Below are 15,956 nucleotides of genomic sequence, written 5' to 3'. Positions count from 1 at the left end.
AGACTAGGATCGCATCAATCAGCCCGCGCAGCGCCTCGGTCGCTGCCATCGCCGTTCCCGGATCAGCCAGTGCCGCCTCCAGGCGCTCCACGTGGCGCCGGTACAGCGCCGGCAGGTTCGGATACAAAACGGGAATCGGCTCGGGCTCACCGGCCGCGGCGATCTGCCGGGCCAATTCCTCCTGCCGCCGTTCGAGATCGCGCAGTTCCGCGGCCATCGCCGCTCCGCCGTGCCCGTCCTTGATCAGCTCGAGCAGGTTGTGGATCCGCCGGCTCAGCTTGGCGTGCTGCTGCTCCAGCGCTGCTTGGCGGGCGCCGCGCTCCCGGTTCGCCGCGTTGACCTCGGCGACGTAGGTGCGGACGAACTCCTCGACCAGTTCCGGTGCCAGCAGCCGCTTCTTGAGGCCGACCAGAACGCGGGGCGACAAGACGCCACGCAGGATCGTGCGGCGGTTCGTGCACGTGCCGCGCTCCACGTGGTTCGCGCAGCCCAGCCGACCGTTGGGGCCCATCACGGTCAACGGGCCGTTGCACAGCCCACACCGCACCAGCCCGGACAGCGGCCAACGCGGCTGGCGGACACTCCCGAGCCGCTCTCCACGGTTCACCGACTGTTCGACGGACGGCGAGCTTGAAACGAGAACAGCCTGGCGGTTTGCGGACAGCCGCACCTGCGCCAGGCACCAGGTCTCCGGATCGATGATTGCCAAGTGCGGCACGGCCGTCGTGATCCAGGCCTCGCGTGGGTTCGGCCGCGCCACCCGCTTGCCGGTGCTCGGGTCCTTGATGAAGCGCTGCCGGTTCCACACCCGCTCGCCGATATAGAGGCGGTTCCGCAGCAGGCCCGTCTCGCGCCCGGCACCGCCGAGCAGCAGCGAGGCGGTCCACTTGCCCCCGCGCGGCCCCGGCAGGCCCTCGGCGTTCAGATCCTTGGCGATCGAGCGCGGCGACTGGCCCGCGGCATAGGCGGCGAAGATGCGCCGCAGGTATTACTGCTCCATCGAGGCCGCGACATAGGCCGCTAGCTCGGCGTCCTGGATCCGCAGGCTCCGCCCCACCCGGTGCGCGCGCAGCTCGCCGCGGACGATCAGGCGGCGGACCGTGCGGATGGAGACGCCGAGGTAGTCGGCGACCTCCCCGAGCGAGCGCAGCCGGCCCGCCGCCGGCAGCGTCCGGCGGCCAAGCCCGAGGCTGCGAGCGAGCGGTTCAGTGGCGGGGGCGGCACACTCGGGCGAGGCATCGGCGCTGGCGGGCAGGACGGGGCCGGCGGAAAGGCGCTGGCGGGTCATCGATCGGTCTCCGGAGCTGTGGCGTTTGGTGAGCTGGCGGCTGCGGCGACCGCCTCCCGGGCTGCCTGCCGGGCTGCCTGCCGGGCGAGCGCGCAGGCCAACCGGCGCAGCGCCTCGGACGCGTCGCGAGGCGCCGTGGTATCTGGCGTTTGCGGCGATAGGGCAGGGGTCGGGTCGAGGGGCGCCATGCCGCCAGACGGCCGTCACGACGCGCCAGAGCGAATACGAAAACGGCTTACGAGCCGCGTCAGGACACGGCCGAGACGATACTGAGGGACGAGGCAATTGATTGATTCGACGAGGTTTTTTCTCCAGATGGAGAAGCCTCACGCTCTGCCAGCGCCGGCACGATTCTGCTGCCGGTCCTCGCCGTGCGGTGCTGCCAGGAAAGATCGCTCGAGCGATGCGGGTCGGCGGGTCTGGCCGGGGGACCAGGACTGGCTACTGGACCCACCGCCAGTCGTGACGCTTGCCGGGGCGGGTGGCCGGGCCTTGCGCGGTTGACGCAGCGAGCGTCGTGACGCCCGCGGGCACTGGGGATTGGAGCGGCACGGCTCCGCAACCGCGCCGGAAGTGGCGCGCTCCGCCGCGGCTTGATCAGCTTGACGCGCAGGCGTCGTGATCCCCGGAAACCATCGGAGTCGCGCTCAAGACATGGCCGCGCGGGGGAGGCGACAGCGGAGATAGCTCGGGGTGGCGTCATGACGGCATTCGCGATGGGCGCTGCGGCGCACCCACGCCGAGGACCGAAGATGCCGATGACCCCGCTCCCAGCATCCGTCGTGAAGTTGATCCGCCCAGAGTCGGAGCCGGCCCGATGAGCGGCCTGGACTGGATGAAGGCGGAACGGCGCCGGCTTGCTCGCGGCGTACGGTTCCGCCCCGAAGATGTCTATGCGTCGGTGCCGACGACCTGGATGCGGGGTGCGGTGCGCAGCCTCAGCCCGGCGGCGTTCCGCGTGTTCTGGCTGGCCAATGCCGGCTGGGCGCCATCGCATCGTCCGGGGGAGCGCGGCCGCACCGTGCTTGCCTACAGCATGATCCGCCATCCCTCTTCCCAGAGTTGCCAGCAGGACAACGCAGTACCGGCGGGCCGCAGCGCCATCGCTGCCGGCATCTGCGAGGCAATCCGGGCCGGGTTTGTGGAGCTGGCCCAGGCGGGCAGTCGTCCGCGTGGTCAGGCCGGGGCCCGCGGCCGCGCCGCCGAGTATTTCTTGCCGTGCCTTGAGGCTGGCGCGGCGGTGCCGATCGCGGTTGCCCAACTTCCCCGACTGAGCGGGAAGGTGCGGCTGCACGCCGCACTCATGCGCAGTCTCGCCGCCAGGCTGTCCGGCTCCGCGCTGCGGCTGCTCGGTCTGCTGATCTCCTGCGGCCACCGAGAAGCCAGCGGTGCCCTGGTGGATGCCGGGCCGATGGTCTGCTCGGTCAGTGAGCTCGCCCACCACCTCCAGATGTCCCGTTCGAGCGTCGCCGACGCGCTGCACGAGCTTCAGGCCACGAAGCAACTCACACTCGTTGTCCCCGGCAGCGGCCGTCGCCCGGCAAGCTGTAGGCTGAACGCGCGGTTCGTCGAGTTCACGAAGTCGGCCCGTTGTCATCGGCCGGTGCAAAATGACATCAACTGCCCCTCGGATTTGCCCCCTACTCCCCATGGTAGAGTTCATGGTGTCCCGATTGCGGATACTACGAGGGCCTAGGCAGCCGCCGACCGGTCCCGAAGGTGGACGCTACCAGTTACCGTCCGGCAGCAGGACCGACAGAAGGCGTTGTGTCCGAGCTCGGGACCGGGGACCTGCTCTCAGCGCGGGCAACGCGATCTTGGCCCGACGGCCTTATGCGAGGTCTCATAAGAGCCCTCTCTAACGGGTCCTGTGGGTCACTCGCTTCTCTTCGCGGTCGGCGCACGGCCGCCGCATGATGGGGTCAGGAGGGCGAGGCGTCTGAACCTATGTAGGCTTTCTTCCTATCCCTGCCACGACTGGTGTTCGCGCCCACCGCGTAGCAAGTTTCCATTGCATTCGTCTCGGGGGTGGTGGTACCCGCGCGGCCCTCGCCGCAATGAAGCGGCGACCTGCGCTTGAAGGAGGGCGGCATGATTCAACCCGTCGCCCTCACCCCGTCAGCCAATCCGGGACAGGTGTGCCAGCCGCGCACACCGAGTTTCCGAACCAGATACTGAAGCCCCGGCGGCACCGCCGCCTCTTCACCATTCGAGAGATTCCGACCTCGCCTTGAGCGCGAGCACGCATGCTGTGCGCGCGCTCAGGCCAGGGGTCGGTCCATCAGCGCGGAGTACCCCCATGACCAACATCACCCTGAAGCGCGCGGCCGATATCGCCCGCGCTGCCCTGGACGCGGCGAATGCCATCCCGCTCGCTGCGCAGGTCAACCTCTCCATCCATGTCCCGGACGTGGCCGCCGCCGCGACGCAGGCCACGCGCGCCTTCGACGAGGGGCTGGCCGACTATGAGGCGCTGCTGCAGGCGCATTTCGCCATCCGTGCCCTGATCGGCGCGGCCAATGCCCGGAGCGGCCTGGACGATCTTCTCGCTCGGCGCGCCAATCTGGAGGCGCTGGAGAAGAAGCTCGCCGGCATCGCCGACAAGGTAGGGACGGCACGCGACACTGCCGAGAATCTCGCGGTGGCCAATGCCGGCGTCGCCTCTGCGAAGCAGCGCGTCGCTGCGGGCCACGACCTCTACCGGGGTGAGGAGGTGGTCCTGCCGCTGGTGGATCGCGACCGGGCGGAGCGCATCGCCGCCAGGCGGGCGGAGGTGCGGCGCGAGCGCGCCGACATCGCCGACGCGGTGGCGGGGGCATCAACCTCAACACCAGGGTCACGCTGGACGCGCCGACCGTGGCGACGCTGAAGGAGGCGAACATCATCGCCTGACGAGCTTGCTGGTCGGGAGCCTTCGGGCGCCTGGCCGGCAAGGGCAGGTGGAGGCGGTAGAGCCCGCGGAAGAAGGTGTCTCGAAAACACCATGGCCGGTCGGCGTGTTAAACGCGCGCCGCCAGCTCCCGCCCGTGTTCCCGGATACGCCCACCGAATGGGCATGTCATTGTTCCCGGGATGATGGGCCTTGTGCGGTGTCGTTGCGGTTGTCGTTGCCGTTGTTGTCCGCGCGTTCTGGCCCTCCGCCTGCCTCATCATTCCCGGCTTCCCGGTCCTGCCCACCGGGGCGGCCTGGCTGCCGGGGCATTCCCATCCAGAGCCGGCGCGCCGGTGGCGACGGAGAAATCCGTGGACCTTGAAAAGGCTGTCGCGGCGGCCCTCTATGGCCATCGTCCCTCCCTCATCGCCCTGTGACCCGCCCCCCCCCTAGCAGCGGTCCGCCGGTGATGTAGTCCGGCGGCAGCGATGGGAGGTTGTGGGGTGGGGCGGAAGAAGGCGCACACGCCTGAGGAGATCGTCGCGAAGCTGCGGCAGGCGGAGGTTCTTGTTGGCCAGGGCAAGACGGTGGCCGATGCGGTGCGTGCGATCGGCGTGACGGAGCCGACCTACGATCGCTGACGGACGGAGTTCGGCGGCCTGAAGCTGGACCAGGTGAAGTGGCTGAGGGAACTCGAGCGGGAGAACGCGCGGCTGCGCAAGGCGGTCTCTGACCTGACGCTCGAGAAGGTCATCCTGAAGGAAGCCGCGTCGGGAAAATGGTGAGCCCCGCGCGGCGGCGGGCCTGCGTCGAGCATGTGGTGCGCGAGATCGGGATCTCCGCGCGCGTGACCATTCGCTCCAAAGCAGCGCGTAGCCAAGCGAAGGACGCGAGCATCTTGTTGCCTTCTGGGCCTTCGCGCAGATCGGCATCGTCGGCTTCGACGGGCAGATCGAGCTCGAGGCGTTGCGGCTCTAAGGCTTGCCGGAGTACGTCCCGGCGCTGCTCTGTGGCACGCGCGCCCTACCGGTGGGCGAGCGGGAGTTTGCCGCGGAGGTCTCCTGGGACCTGCCCAATCTGGCGCCGGGTGCAACCAGCCCGCTCGGCGTGGCGATCACCGGCTGCCGGCAGGGCGTCCTCGCCGACGCGGCGCTGGCCTCCTCGTCTTTCAGCGCCCTCGGGATCGTTATAAGCCGCCGATACGGTGGGATTGATTCAGTTTGGCCCGACGGGTGCTTTCAGGAAGGCTGATGTGACATCTAGAGCTACAGACCACGCCGAGCGGGCGTTCCTGCCCGGGGATCCCGGCGTAACAAGGATCAGCGATCAGCCCTTCCGCCGCCAGAGAATCCGGCCTCTCGAGCCGGCATGGGCCGCGGCGGAGAAGGCGCGCGCCACCGCAATCCTGGCGCTGCGTGCCTGCCATACCCTCCTGCTCGATGCCCGTGAGCGCCGGTCAGGGCCTCAGGCGCGGGTCGGGCAGATTACCCAGGGAGAAGCGCCTCCTGCCGGCCGTTCCTTGGCGCTGTATGCGCATTTCACCCCACATGGCGGCGTCAGCGAGATGGTCCTGTGGCAGCTGCGCGAATATGCGCGGCTGGGCTTCCGCATCATCTTCATCAGTGCAGCACCTTCGATCGATCGCTCCGCCTGGGAGGAGGTCCGCCGCGTCACTGAGCTTGTGCTCCACCGCCGCAACTACGGCCTCGATTTCGGCGCCTGGTCAGATACCCTCAACACCGTCGGCCACTCAGCGGAACCGTGGGACGAGCTGCTTCTGGTCAACGACTCGGTGCTGGGCCCGATCCATCCCCTGGACATGACGATCGAGCGCATGCGCGCCGCGGGCGAAGGCCTGTTCGGCATGACCGAGAGCGTGCAGCACGCACCGCATCTGCAATCCTATTTCCTCCTGGCCCGCGGCGTCGCAGCCACCGCCGACACCATCTCCTTCCTCCGGACCGTGCGGCTCTCCGCCAGCAAGCATCGGCTCATCCAGAGCTGCGAGATCGGTCTGTCCCGACACATGCGTGCACTCGGACACCAGGTCGCGGCGCTTTGGAGCTATGCAGAAATGGAGCGCGCCATCGTCGCGTCCGAAGCAGAGACGGCGGCACTGGAAGCAATGCTGCCTGGACTGGCCAAGCAGCCCTTGCCGGCGGGCCCGGCCCGACCACTCGCCATGCGCCGGGCACTGCTCGATTTCCCGCTCAACCCGGTCCACCACTTCGCCGGGCTGCTGCTGCGCCAGTTTGCCTTTCCCTTCCTGAAGACGGAATTGGTCCTGCGCAATCCGGCACGCTCGCCGGAGGCCGTCGACTGGCGAGAACTCATCCCGTCCGGCTCGCCGGTACCGCCACGGCTCATCGCCGACCACCTGCTGCTGCAGCAGCAGCCGCTCCGACGACGCGAACCGTCGCTGGTGCTGCTGGGCAATGGTGATATGGCCGGCTCGTCGTCTGCGCCCGATGCGCCTGCCGGTTCTGCGGCTTGGCGCCGCAGGCTCGAAGCAGCCTGGGCACGACGGCACGCACCGGAAGCCGATCCTGCCCCGGTGACGATGGCGCCCTCAGCCACGCTGTTGAAGCGCGCGGCGCGCGGCGGCCTTGTGCTCGCCTTCAGCCATGACGACTACGCAGACAACTGCGGCGGCGTGCAGAACGTCATCGGCGCCGAACAACGCAGCTTCGCGGCCGAGGGCATGGGATACCTGCATCTCGCTCCGGCCCGTCCACGTGAAGGCTTGGTCGACCCTGCCGACGACGCGCACTTCCTCGTCCGGCTGGACGGTGTCGCACTGGGAGTGGCGCGCCTGCCGGATCTGCTGGCCGCCCTCGGCCAGCTCGGGCAGCAGGGAGTTGTGACGGCAGGAATCGTGCACCACCTGGCAGGCCATGCGCCAGAACATGTTCTTGCGCTGCTGCAGGCCGCAGACATCCGTCAGCCCCTGTTCTGGCTCCATGACTTCGGCACCCTTTGTCAAAGCTCCGCGCTGCTGCGCAACGATATCGCCTTCTGCGGCGCGCCGCCGGCGAGCTCGGCCGCCTGCATGGTTTGCGTGCACGGCGCGGCGCGGGCGCAGCACCTGGCCAGGATGCGCGACTTCTTCTCTGCCGCGCGACCAACGGTCCTGGCGCCATCCCACTTCGCACTGGATTTCTGGAAGCGGCACGGAGACTACGCCCACGCCGAAGTCGCGGTGGTGCCACCCGCCAGGCTCGTTGCGACGCCCATCCGGCTGGGCATGCGCAAGCCTGACCGCAGGCTGCGCGTCGCCCATCTCGGCACGCGCGATTTCCACAAGGGCTGGCAGGTCTTCATGGCGCTGGCCCAGCGCTTTGCCGATGACCCGCGTTACGAGTTCCTGCAGCTCGGCCTGCCCAATGGCGCGCCGCTGCCGCAGCAACTGCGCTCCATCCCGGTTCGTGTGCAGCCGGACAGGCGTGAGGCGATGGCGGATGCCGTGGCCGATCAGCAGATCGACATCGTGGTCAACTGGTCGCTCTGCCAGGAGACCTTCTCGTTCACGGTGCACGAGGCGCTGGCAGGCGGGGCCTTCGTGGTGGCTCGTGCCGAGGCTGGCAATGTCTGGCCCGCCATCACGGCGAACGCGCCAGATCGAGGCATCGCGGTCGAAGATGAAACCCAGCTCGAGACACTGTTCGCGGGCGACAGGCTGCAGGAGTTGCTTGGAGCCAGCCCACCGATACGCCGGCTATTGCTGACCAGTGGAGCCAGTGCGGAATGGCTGCTGGCCCGCCGCTCCGAAGGGCTGCCGTCGCGGATGAAGCAACATGTCTGAAGCAAGGATCCATTGCTTCACCTCGGCCTCGCTCGCCTATCTCGACCGGGCGCGGGTGTTGGGCGAAAGCCTGCGCCGGCATCATCCGGACTGGGTCCTCTGGCTCTGCCTGGTGGACCAGGCACCGTCCGGTTTCCGCCTCGACTTGACGAAGGAACCCTTCGACCACGTCCTGCCGATCGACGCACTCGACATTCCGGATCTCCGCCGCTGGATGTTCGGCCATGACGTGGTGGAGCTGTGCACGGCGGTGAAGGGACCGATGCTCCTTCACCTGCTGTCGGCAGGTGCACGCAAGGTCGTCTATCTCGATCCCGACATCGCCGTCTTCGGAAGGCTCGACGAGATCGAGGCGCGGCTGGACGAGAGCGACCTGCTCCTGACGCCGCATCTTCTGGCGCCGGAGACGGCACGCGACGCGATCCTGGACAACGAGGTCGGTGCGATGAAGCACGGGATCTTCAACCTCGGCTTCATTGCCGTCGCCGCATCGGCGGAAGGGCGGCGTTTCGCCCACTGGTGGCGGGACCGGCTGCTGGAGTTCTGCATCGATGATGTCCCCTCCGGCATCTTCACCGATCAGCGCTGGTGCGATCATGTGCCGGTGTTCTTCCCGGGCGCCGACGTGCTGCGCGATCCGGGCTACAACGTCGCGAGTTGGAACCTGACGCACCGGCCGCTCTCGATCGGCCCCGATGGCGTCATCCGCGCTGCCGGCCAGCCATTGCGGTTCTTCCACTTCACCAAATTCAACGGCGTCGGACGCAGGATGCTCGAGCGCCATGCGGGCACCGATACCGCGTTGCATGAGCTGATGGCCTGGTATGCCAACAGCCTGGCCGCGCAAGCCCCGGTGGGGATACCGCCGGACTGGTGGGCTTTCGGCCGCTATGCCGACGATCAGTCCATTCCCCGCGCTCATCGCCGGCAATACCGGGCCGACCCGCAACTGCGCGAGCGCTTTCCCAATCCCTTCGAGGCCGGCGGCCGCTCGCTCGCCGCGCATCTGGGCCAGGATTGAGGACGCGCACCATGACCACCTCGAGGGTCGCCGTGCTGGGCAGTTGCGTCACCCGCGATGTCTGGAACCATGCCGGGCCACCAGACAGCCACCCGATGCTGTTCATAGGCCGAACCTCACTCGCCAGCCTGACCTTGCCGGATGAGGCCGCCAGCCAGCTGGCACCGCTGATCAGCCGCCTGCCCGATCTGCCGGGCTTCGCCGCGCGCTCGATCAGGGCAGAGCTGGCCAAGGATGCCCTGGACCAGATCGCCGCCATCAGGCCAAGCGTGCTGGTCATCGACTTCATCGACGAGCGCTTCGACCTGCTGGACGCGCAGGGCGTGCTGCTGAACGAGAGTCTCGAACTCATCGAGAGCGGTCTTCCCGCCACCGTCGCCCTGGCGGCAGCGCGCCGCGTGGCGCGACTGAGCCAGCAGGCATGGCAGCTATGGGAGCGCGGGCTTCTCCGGCTCCGGCAGGCATGGGACCAGCAGCCCGCTCTCGCAGGCTGTCGGATCCTGCTGCATGCCTCCTATTGGGCGGAGGACATCGTGACCGGGGATCGTCGGGAGAGACTGCCGGATACCTGCGAAATCCTGCTGGGACGGCTGACGTCACGCGCCGCGCACAACGCGCTGCTGCGGCGTTATCACGAGTGCTTCCAGCAGGTTTTCCCGGAAGCCACCGTCATCACGCCACCGGCGGCGCTGCGGGTCGCGGATGCCGCGCATCGTTGGGGACCGGCCCCCTTCCACTTCATCGATCCATATTACCACGCCTTCGCCAGCGCAGCTGCCGCGGCCGGCGTGGCGCTGTGGGATCAGCAGGTCACGGCGTGAACGTCAGGGCCCACCATTTCGCGTTGCCAGGCATCGTCCTGCTGTTGTGGCTGGTCACCCTGGCGGCCAATGCGCCGGGCCAGCTCTCGTTCGATTCGGTCGTGCAGTTGATGGAAGGCCGGTCGGGCAACTATGCGGGCGCTCACCCGCCGCTGATGTCGGCGCTGCTCGGCGCCTTCGATCACGTGCTGCCCGGCACCGCGCTCTACCTCGTCTTCGCTTCAGCGCTGTTCTACCTCCCCCTGATCGCCCTGCTGAACACAGCGCGACCTCGGCGGCCTTGGCATTGGCTCTGCGCTGTCGGCCTTGTGGCGCTCCTGGCCAGCCCGCTGATGCTGATCTACCAGGGCACGGTCTGGAAGGACGTGCTTTTTGCCAACTTGTCGGTGACCTGCTTCGCCTGCCTTGCCTTCTCGGCCCGGCAGGGCAGATCGCGCCTCAGCTTGCTTGCCGCGCTCGCGGGTGCGGTGCTTGCGGCGGCTCTTGCAGCCGGCATTCGGCAGAACGGCCTGGTTGTCCCGCTCACTGCAGCCATCGCGCTGGTCATACAGATCCGCCAAACGGGGCAGCGGACAAGCACCGCGCTGCGACGCGGGCTGGCTTTCCTGCTGCTCGCCGTCGGCGTGCAACTCGGCGCCCAGCATCTGGTGCAGGCAACGGCCGCACGGCCCATCCCTGGCAGCCTGGGGTGGGGGCTGCCGGTGATCCACCGCTTCGACGTGGTCGGCATGGTCGCGCATGGCGCAGCCGTACCGGCACGCGACAGCATTCCGCCGGAGGACGCGCATCGCATCGGCGAGGCCGCCGCTCGCGGCTACCACCCGAGCCGGGTGGAGGCGATGGACAGCGACGCGGAAATGCGTGCCTTCCTCCGGAATCTGCATAAGCCTATGCTCATGCAGCTGTGGTGGGACATGTTGCGCGCGGAGCCGCTTGCCTGGCTGCGCCACCGGGCCGCGGTCTTCCGCTGGGTGGTGCTGCCACCGGATGTCCGGCTCTGCCTGCCGGTGCACCTCGGGGTCGAGGGGCCGCCGGCAGCCGTCGGTGCACTCGGCCTCGCCGTCGGGGTCCGACCGCAGGACCAAGCGCTATACCGATACGCTGCGGCCGCTTTTGGAACGCCGCTTTTCCTCAACCTGACCTGGATCGCCTTCGCCGCAATCCTTCTTGGCATCCTCCTGCGGCGACGCTGCCGGGTGCCGGGCGATGCCGCGATGGCCGCGCTGCTTGGTGCCGCCATTGGCTTCGCCGGCAGCTTCGCCCTGATCGGAATCGCCTGCGATGTCCGATACCTGTTCCTGGTGCCGACCGCGGTCTGTGCCGCGCTCGCGCATGTCAGCCGCGGTCCGGAGCCGGCGGAGATGGCCGATGCGCCGCGCTGAACCGCAGGATCCCGGACAGCTCGGGCTATGGTTGGTGGTGCCCTGCTACCGCGTCACTTCGCACATCCTGGAGGTCCTGGCCGAAGTGCCCGCCTGGGTCGAAGGGGTGGTCTGCGTCGATGACGCCTGCCCGCAGGGATCCGGGCAGCTCATCCTCGAAAGGGCCGATGATCCGCGCCTGCACGTCCTGACGCTGCCGGAGAATCGCGGTGTTGGCGGCGCTGTCCTGGCTGGCTACCGCGAAGCTCTACAGCGCGGGGCGAGGATCATCGTCAAGGTCGATGGGGATGGGCAGATGGATCTGGGCCAGATCGCCCGGCTCGTGGCGCCCATCCTCCTTGGCCAGGCCGACTACACCAAGGGGAACCGCTTCACCCAAACGCGGCACCTGGCGTCGATGCCGCTGCCGAGGCTGATCGGCAATACCATGTTGAGCTTCGCGGCGAAGCTCGCGACGGGCTACTGGAACACCTTCGATCCAACCAATGGCTTCACTGCAATCGAGGCCACGGTAGCACGACAGGTGCTCGAGCAGCCGGTTGCCCAAGGCTTCTTCTTCGAAACCGACATGCTCTGCCACCTTGGTGCGTTGCGCGCCGTTGTCCGTGACGTGCCGATCCCCGCCCGGTATGGTGAGGAGCAGTCGAACCTGCGCATCGGCGCCGTGCTGCGACCCTTCACGGCCGGCCTGCTGCGCAACACCTGCCGCCGTCTGCTGCGGCAGTATCTCGTGCGGGACTTCCCGATCGCCACGCTGGAATTCCTCGCCGGCGCCGCGCTTCTGGGCGCAGGGGTCGTCTATGGCCTTGCCCAACAGGGAGCGGACCCGCTGGGTGGCGCAGCATCGCCCGGTATCGTCATGGCAGCGGCACTGCCGATCCTGATCGGAGTGCAGTTGCTCCTGCAGGCCCTTCATCACGACACGCGGTCGATGCCGACCGAGCCGATCCATCCGACGCTGCGGGCGATGGAGGCGATCGAGGAGCGGCTGCGCCGAAGCGATGTCCGCAGCGTGACGGGCGAAACGGCGGATGCACAAGCGACAGGCGGTGCCCCGAATGGCGAGGATTTGCCGCACGGCTTCCGTGCAGGTGCCGGCGTGGACCAGCCGTACCTTTCCACTGCCGCAGCGCGATCCGCTCTTCACGCTGAGCGCAGCGTGAGCCAGTCATCCAGCTGAAGGCCGGTCAGCGCGGCAAGCGCGCGCACATCGGGAGCGAAAATCTCCCGCAGCCAAGCCGTGTCTGCTGGCGTGAGTCCCGGCCCTGGGGGCGCGCTGTGGTCCAGGCGCGGTGCCAAGGGCGGGAAAGGCGGCAATCCCAGGAAGTCGCTGATGCGGGCAAGGCTGCCGGCATGGTCCGCACGCAGGGCGGCGGTATCGAGGCAGAGCAACTGGCGTTGCGGAAACAAGGCGAGGGCACGCCGTACCTGATCCGCATAGAGGCCACGCTCGACATAGCTGAACTCGCGCCATGCAGGCGCCAAGGGTGCATGCGGTGGCAGGCGGTAACGCCCAGCCCTGATCGCCTCGGCGAAGGGCAGCGCCTCCGCACCTCGTCGGTATTCCATTGCCCAGTGGGAGTAGGCTCGCTCGATTGGATCACGCAGCAGGAGAATCAGGCGGGCCGCCGGATTGTAGCGCCTGATGCGCGCCAAGGCGGGCGGCCAGAAGATGGTGATCGGCGTTGCCTCGAAATACTGCGTTGCGGCAGGTGCCGGATCGAACCAAGCATGGAGCCTGTCATAGGGTGGGTCGGCCCAGTCCAGGCTCTCATCGTCGAAGAAATGGGTTTCCTTCACCCTTGCTGCCGCCAAACCTGGATGCTGCCGCAGATAGCCGTAAAGGCTGGTGGTGCCGGCCTTCTGAGCGCCGATCACGAAGATGCCGACACGCGGCGTCCCCGCAGCCAACATCACAGTGGCTGCACGGCCCGATGCGTCGCGTGAAGGCGCTGCATCACCCCTGCGAAGCGCTTCCTGTCCGCCACCGGATCCTGCGCGGTGATCAGCGGGGGCTGCGAGGTCAGGCGCTGGAACAGGAACTCCGCCTCCAGCGTCATTGCCATCTGCCGTGACAGCGCCAGCACCGGCGCTGCCGCCGCATCCATCGCCGCCCGCTCCGGCGCACCGTCGCGGGCCGCGAGCGCCGTGAGCGCCGCATCAAGCTCATGCAAGGCTGCGGCCACCGGTTCGCCGAAGATGTTGTTCGGCCTGAGGTCGTGATGGTGACGTAGCGTGGGATTGATCGGCGGGGCCAGATGCTTGGGAATAGTCCAGTTGCCAGGCAAGCGGGAGATGTTTGCCGCGACAGCTCGCCAGTCAGCCAACAGGTCGGCATAGGTGACGACCACGCGCGGCAGATCGCGACTGTCTCTCTCCGCCTCGATGACATGACGCGCCCAGAGAAGTCCTGCATAGGCGGGTGTGATTTGGTCGCGCACGGCAAGCGAGGCGGCCACCTCCGCCGGAGGGCGCAGCGCGAGCACGACAGCCGAATGCAGGCCTAGTCGAGACAGGACGCCGCGCAATAGAGGCAGGAAGCGGCAGATGCGCGGGTCCTTGATCACCCAGTGCGACGCGGCACCGAAACTGCGGTCGAGCGCTTCCACGATCCGGGCGACCAGGGTGACCAGCGTCTCGGGCGCGATGGAGGACGGATCGAAGGGGCGGGTGTCGAACCAAGCGCTTCCGGCGGCCTGGAGCGCGGCGTCATGAGCGGCGACCAGCCCGGCCGCCTCCCAGTATCCCTCCGGGTTGTCTGCTGCCGGTGGATTCGGATCGGATGGCAGCGTCGCGCCCATCGAACCGATCACCCTGGTCAGCGCCGAGGTCCCACTCCGATGCATGCCGAGGACCAGGGTGGCATCTCGGGGCCCGGGCCGGTGTTCATCGCCTGCCATCATCGGATCGTCGATGCCCCACAAACTGCTCACCTGCAATGCTCAGGTTACCTTGCTGGCGGGCCATTTTGCCTCCTGGTGTCAAGAACCTTGCGGCACACGGATCGTAGCTGATTATAGATGCGGTCTACATAATGGCCTTGCCTAGCAGACTTGGTCCATCACTGCCCGGCGCCGGAGAATTTCGTTGTCCAGTTCCCGCCGCTGCTCCGCTCGGCGGCCTTGCGGAGCATGGCCTTGAGCTTGGCGAAGGCGTTCTCGATCGGATTGAAGTCAGGGCTGTAGGGCGGCAGGTAGAGCAGGCTCGCGCCGACAGCCTCGATGGCCGCGCGGATGCCTGGCCGCTTGTGGCTGCCGAGGTTGTCCATCACGACGATATCGCCAGCCAGCAGGTCCGGGACCAGCACTTGGTCGACATAGGCCTGGAAGGCGATGCCGCTGATCGGCCCGTCGAGCACCATCGGCGGTAAGCGTCCTCCCTAGACTGCCTTGCGGCGCGCGGTGCTGGTCGGCTGACCTGCGCGGCTGCTGGGCGGCGCGGATGTCGGTTGTCGCCCTTACGCGTAGGGGTATGGGCGTTGCCGGACGGTCAGCGGAGTGAGGTGATCAGCGTGGTGCAGCGGCGGCGCCGCTGGACGACGGAGCAGAAGCTGGCGCTGGTCGAGGAAGCGATGCGCCCCGGCTCCTCGCTTGCGGGCGTCGCCGACCGCCACGGCATGAGCCGGAGCCTGCTGTTCGAGTGGCGGCGTCAGGCCCGCGAAGGGACGATGCGGGCCTGGTCCGGACGGAGCCGGAGGTTCCGCCAACCCTGGTGCCGGTTCGCGTCGTCGAGGATCAGCCGCCGCGGCCGCAGGCTCCCGCATCTTCACGTCCTGAACGGCCTGCGCGGTCCGGCGCGACGATCGAACTGGTGTTACGGAACGGCCGCGTGCTGCGGGCGTCCGAGGCAATCGCGCCGGATGTGCTGGGTCGGCTGGCGGCGGCGCTGGACGGCTGATGCTTTCGCTGCATGCTGGGATGCGCGTGCACCTCGCGCTCGGCGCGACGGACATGCGCAAGGGCTTCGACGGGCTGGCGGCGCAGGTGCAGACGGTGCTGAAGGCCGACCCGTTCTCCGGCCACCTGTTCCTGTTCCGCGGCAGGCGCGGCGATCTGCTGAAGGCGCTGTGGTGGGACGGCCAGGGCCTGGTGCTGCTGGCCAAGCGCCTGGAGAAGGGCCGGTTCATCTGGCCGACGATCGCGCGCGAAGGCACGGTGACGCTGACGACGGCGCAGTTGGCGATGCTGCTGGAAGGCCTGGACTGGCGCACGCCGATGCCGAGCTGGAAGCCCGAGATCGCGGTGTCAGGCGCAGCACGCCGTCCACCACCGGCGGCCAGCGGAATGCGCCGCCCTCTAACTGCTTCCAGATCAGCACCAGGCCGCTGCCATCCCAGAGCAGGATCTTGATCCGGTCGGCGCGGCGCGAGCGGAACACCAGCACTGCACCCGAGAAGGGATCCGCACCCAGCACCTCGGCCGCGAGTGCAGCCAGGCTGTGCGCACCTTTGCGGAAGTCGACGGGCTTCGTCGCCAGCAGGATCTGCGCGCCCGCTGCAGGCGCGATCATGACGCCGAGGCTCGGATCGCGCGCAGCACCATGGTCAGCAACTCGCCGTCCGTACCGGGTGCAACGCGCAGCACCGCGCCCGCCAGCTGGACACCTCCAGAAACCTCTCGTCATGTTGATGTCTGGCTGATTCACTGACGCGGATTGTCGCGGGGGATGGCGATGGTTCGGCAGCCTGGGTTCTTCGACGTGGAGGAACGGCTGCGGGAGTTGTCGGCCAAGGGCGATGACCTTGAGCGGATCGCCGTGCTGGTGGATTTC

The 15,956-nt window shown here is 68.1% G+C and carries 13 protein-coding genes and 4 pseudogenes; 11 read left to right on the top strand and 6 right to left on the bottom strand.

All coding sequences use genetic code 11. The features are described 5' to 3' along the window. Together GXW76_RS21910 and GXW76_RS21905 are read right to left on the bottom strand one after the other, a co-directional pair. On the bottom strand, positions 1-925 hold a 925-nt coding region (locus GXW76_RS21910), incomplete at its 3' end, for a recombinase family protein (protein WP_246514601.1). A 63-nt stretch (positions 926-988) separates the two neighbouring features. Continuing rightward, positions 989-1,288: a helix-turn-helix domain-containing protein gene (locus tag GXW76_RS21905; protein ID WP_211864236.1), complete on the bottom strand. Its 300-nt coding sequence runs from the start codon at positions 1,286-1,288 to the stop codon at positions 989-991. Between the two features lie 817 nt (positions 1,289-2,105). Here GXW76_RS21905 and GXW76_RS21900 point away from each other — a divergent pair. The 9 genes and pseudogenes from GXW76_RS21900 (at position 2,106) to GXW76_RS21860 (ending at position 12,366) form a co-directional block, all read left to right on the top strand. Continuing rightward, the gene (locus GXW76_RS21900) at positions 2,106-2,984 is read left to right on the top strand and encodes a hypothetical protein (protein WP_211864235.1); all 879 of its coding nucleotides are present in this window, start codon (positions 2,106-2,108) and stop codon (positions 2,982-2,984) included. 603 nt (positions 2,985-3,587) lie between these two features. After that, positions 3,588-4,157, top strand: a complete 570-nt coding sequence (locus GXW76_RS21895; RefSeq protein WP_211864234.1) for a hypothetical protein — start codon at positions 3,588-3,590, stop codon at positions 4,155-4,157. Positions 4,158-4,648: 491 nt separating this feature from the next. Next, positions 4,649-4,984: pseudogene (locus GXW76_RS21890) on the top strand (transposase); the annotation flags it as partial. Between the two features lie 157 nt (positions 4,985-5,141). Beyond that, positions 5,142-5,411, top strand: a complete 270-nt coding sequence (locus tag GXW76_RS21885; protein ID WP_211864238.1) for a hypothetical protein — start codon at positions 5,142-5,144, stop codon at positions 5,409-5,411. Then, positions 5,371-7,962 carry a rhamnan synthesis F family protein gene (locus GXW76_RS21880; protein WP_211864233.1) on the top strand — a complete coding sequence of 864 codons (2,592 nt, stop codon included), beginning with the start codon at positions 5,371-5,373 and terminating at the stop codon, positions 7,960-7,962. The genes GXW76_RS21885 and GXW76_RS21880 overlap by 41 nt, the downstream gene beginning before the upstream one ends. Next, on the top strand, positions 7,955-8,983 hold the full coding sequence (locus GXW76_RS21875; RefSeq protein ID WP_211864232.1) for a hypothetical protein: 1,029 nt from the start codon (positions 7,955-7,957) through the stop codon (positions 8,981-8,983). The genes GXW76_RS21880 and GXW76_RS21875 overlap by 8 nt, the downstream gene beginning before the upstream one ends. Before the next feature lie 11 nt (positions 8,984-8,994). After that, entirely contained in the window at positions 8,995-9,804 is an 810-nt protein-coding gene (locus GXW76_RS21870) for a DUF6270 domain-containing protein (protein WP_211864231.1), read from the top strand. Beyond that, entirely contained in the window at positions 9,801-11,186 is a 1,386-nt protein-coding gene (locus GXW76_RS21865; protein ID WP_211864230.1) for a hypothetical protein, read from the top strand. The genes GXW76_RS21870 and GXW76_RS21865 overlap by 4 nt, the downstream gene beginning before the upstream one ends. Continuing rightward, entirely contained in the window at positions 11,173-12,366 is a 1,194-nt protein-coding gene (locus tag GXW76_RS21860) for a glycosyltransferase family 2 protein (protein ID WP_211864229.1), read from the top strand. The genes GXW76_RS21865 and GXW76_RS21860 overlap by 14 nt, the downstream gene beginning before the upstream one ends. On the opposite strand, the gene GXW76_RS21855 is transcribed toward GXW76_RS21860, so the two are convergent. The 3 genes and pseudogenes from GXW76_RS21855 to GXW76_RS21845 form a co-directional block, all read right to left on the bottom strand. After that, positions 12,330-13,100, bottom strand: a complete 771-nt coding sequence (locus GXW76_RS21855) for a sulfotransferase family protein (protein ID WP_211864228.1) — start codon at positions 13,098-13,100, stop codon at positions 12,330-12,332. The two genes, GXW76_RS21860 and GXW76_RS21855, sit on opposite strands and share 37 nt — an antisense overlap. Continuing rightward, positions 13,100-14,110, bottom strand: a complete 1,011-nt coding sequence (locus GXW76_RS21850) for a sulfotransferase family protein (protein ID WP_211864227.1) — start codon at positions 14,108-14,110, stop codon at positions 13,100-13,102. Before GXW76_RS21850 ends, GXW76_RS21855 begins: the two co-directional genes overlap by 1 nt. Before the next feature lie 167 nt (positions 14,111-14,277). Further along, positions 14,278-14,562, bottom strand: a pseudogene (locus tag GXW76_RS21845) (transposase); the annotation flags it as partial. 126 nt (positions 14,563-14,688) lie between these two features. On the opposite strand from GXW76_RS21845, the pseudogene GXW76_RS26275 reads away from it, so the two are divergent. After that, positions 14,689-14,844: pseudogene (locus GXW76_RS26275) on the top strand (transposase); the annotation flags it as partial. A 238-nt stretch (positions 14,845-15,082) separates the two neighbouring features. Then, a pseudogene (tnpB, locus tag GXW76_RS21835) lies at positions 15,083-15,388 on the top strand (IS66 family insertion sequence element accessory protein TnpB); the annotation flags it as partial. Here the strand turns inward: tnpB (GXW76_RS21835) and tnpB (GXW76_RS26270) are convergent. Further along, positions 15,309-15,695 carry an IS66 family insertion sequence element accessory protein TnpB gene (gene tnpB / locus GXW76_RS26270; protein ID WP_408904389.1) on the bottom strand — a complete coding sequence of 129 codons (387 nt, stop codon included), beginning with the start codon at positions 15,693-15,695 and terminating at the stop codon, positions 15,309-15,311. The pseudogene tnpB (GXW76_RS21835) and the gene tnpB (GXW76_RS26270) overlap by 80 nt on opposite strands. Between the last annotated feature and the right edge of the window lie 261 nt (positions 15,696-15,956).

It is taken from the genome of Neoroseomonas soli (genome assembly GCF_018129065.1).
Classification (GTDB): domain Bacteria; phylum Pseudomonadota; class Alphaproteobacteria; order Acetobacterales; family Acetobacteraceae; genus Neoroseomonas; species Neoroseomonas soli.
This window is presented reverse-complemented; position numbering and strand designations above follow the sequence as displayed.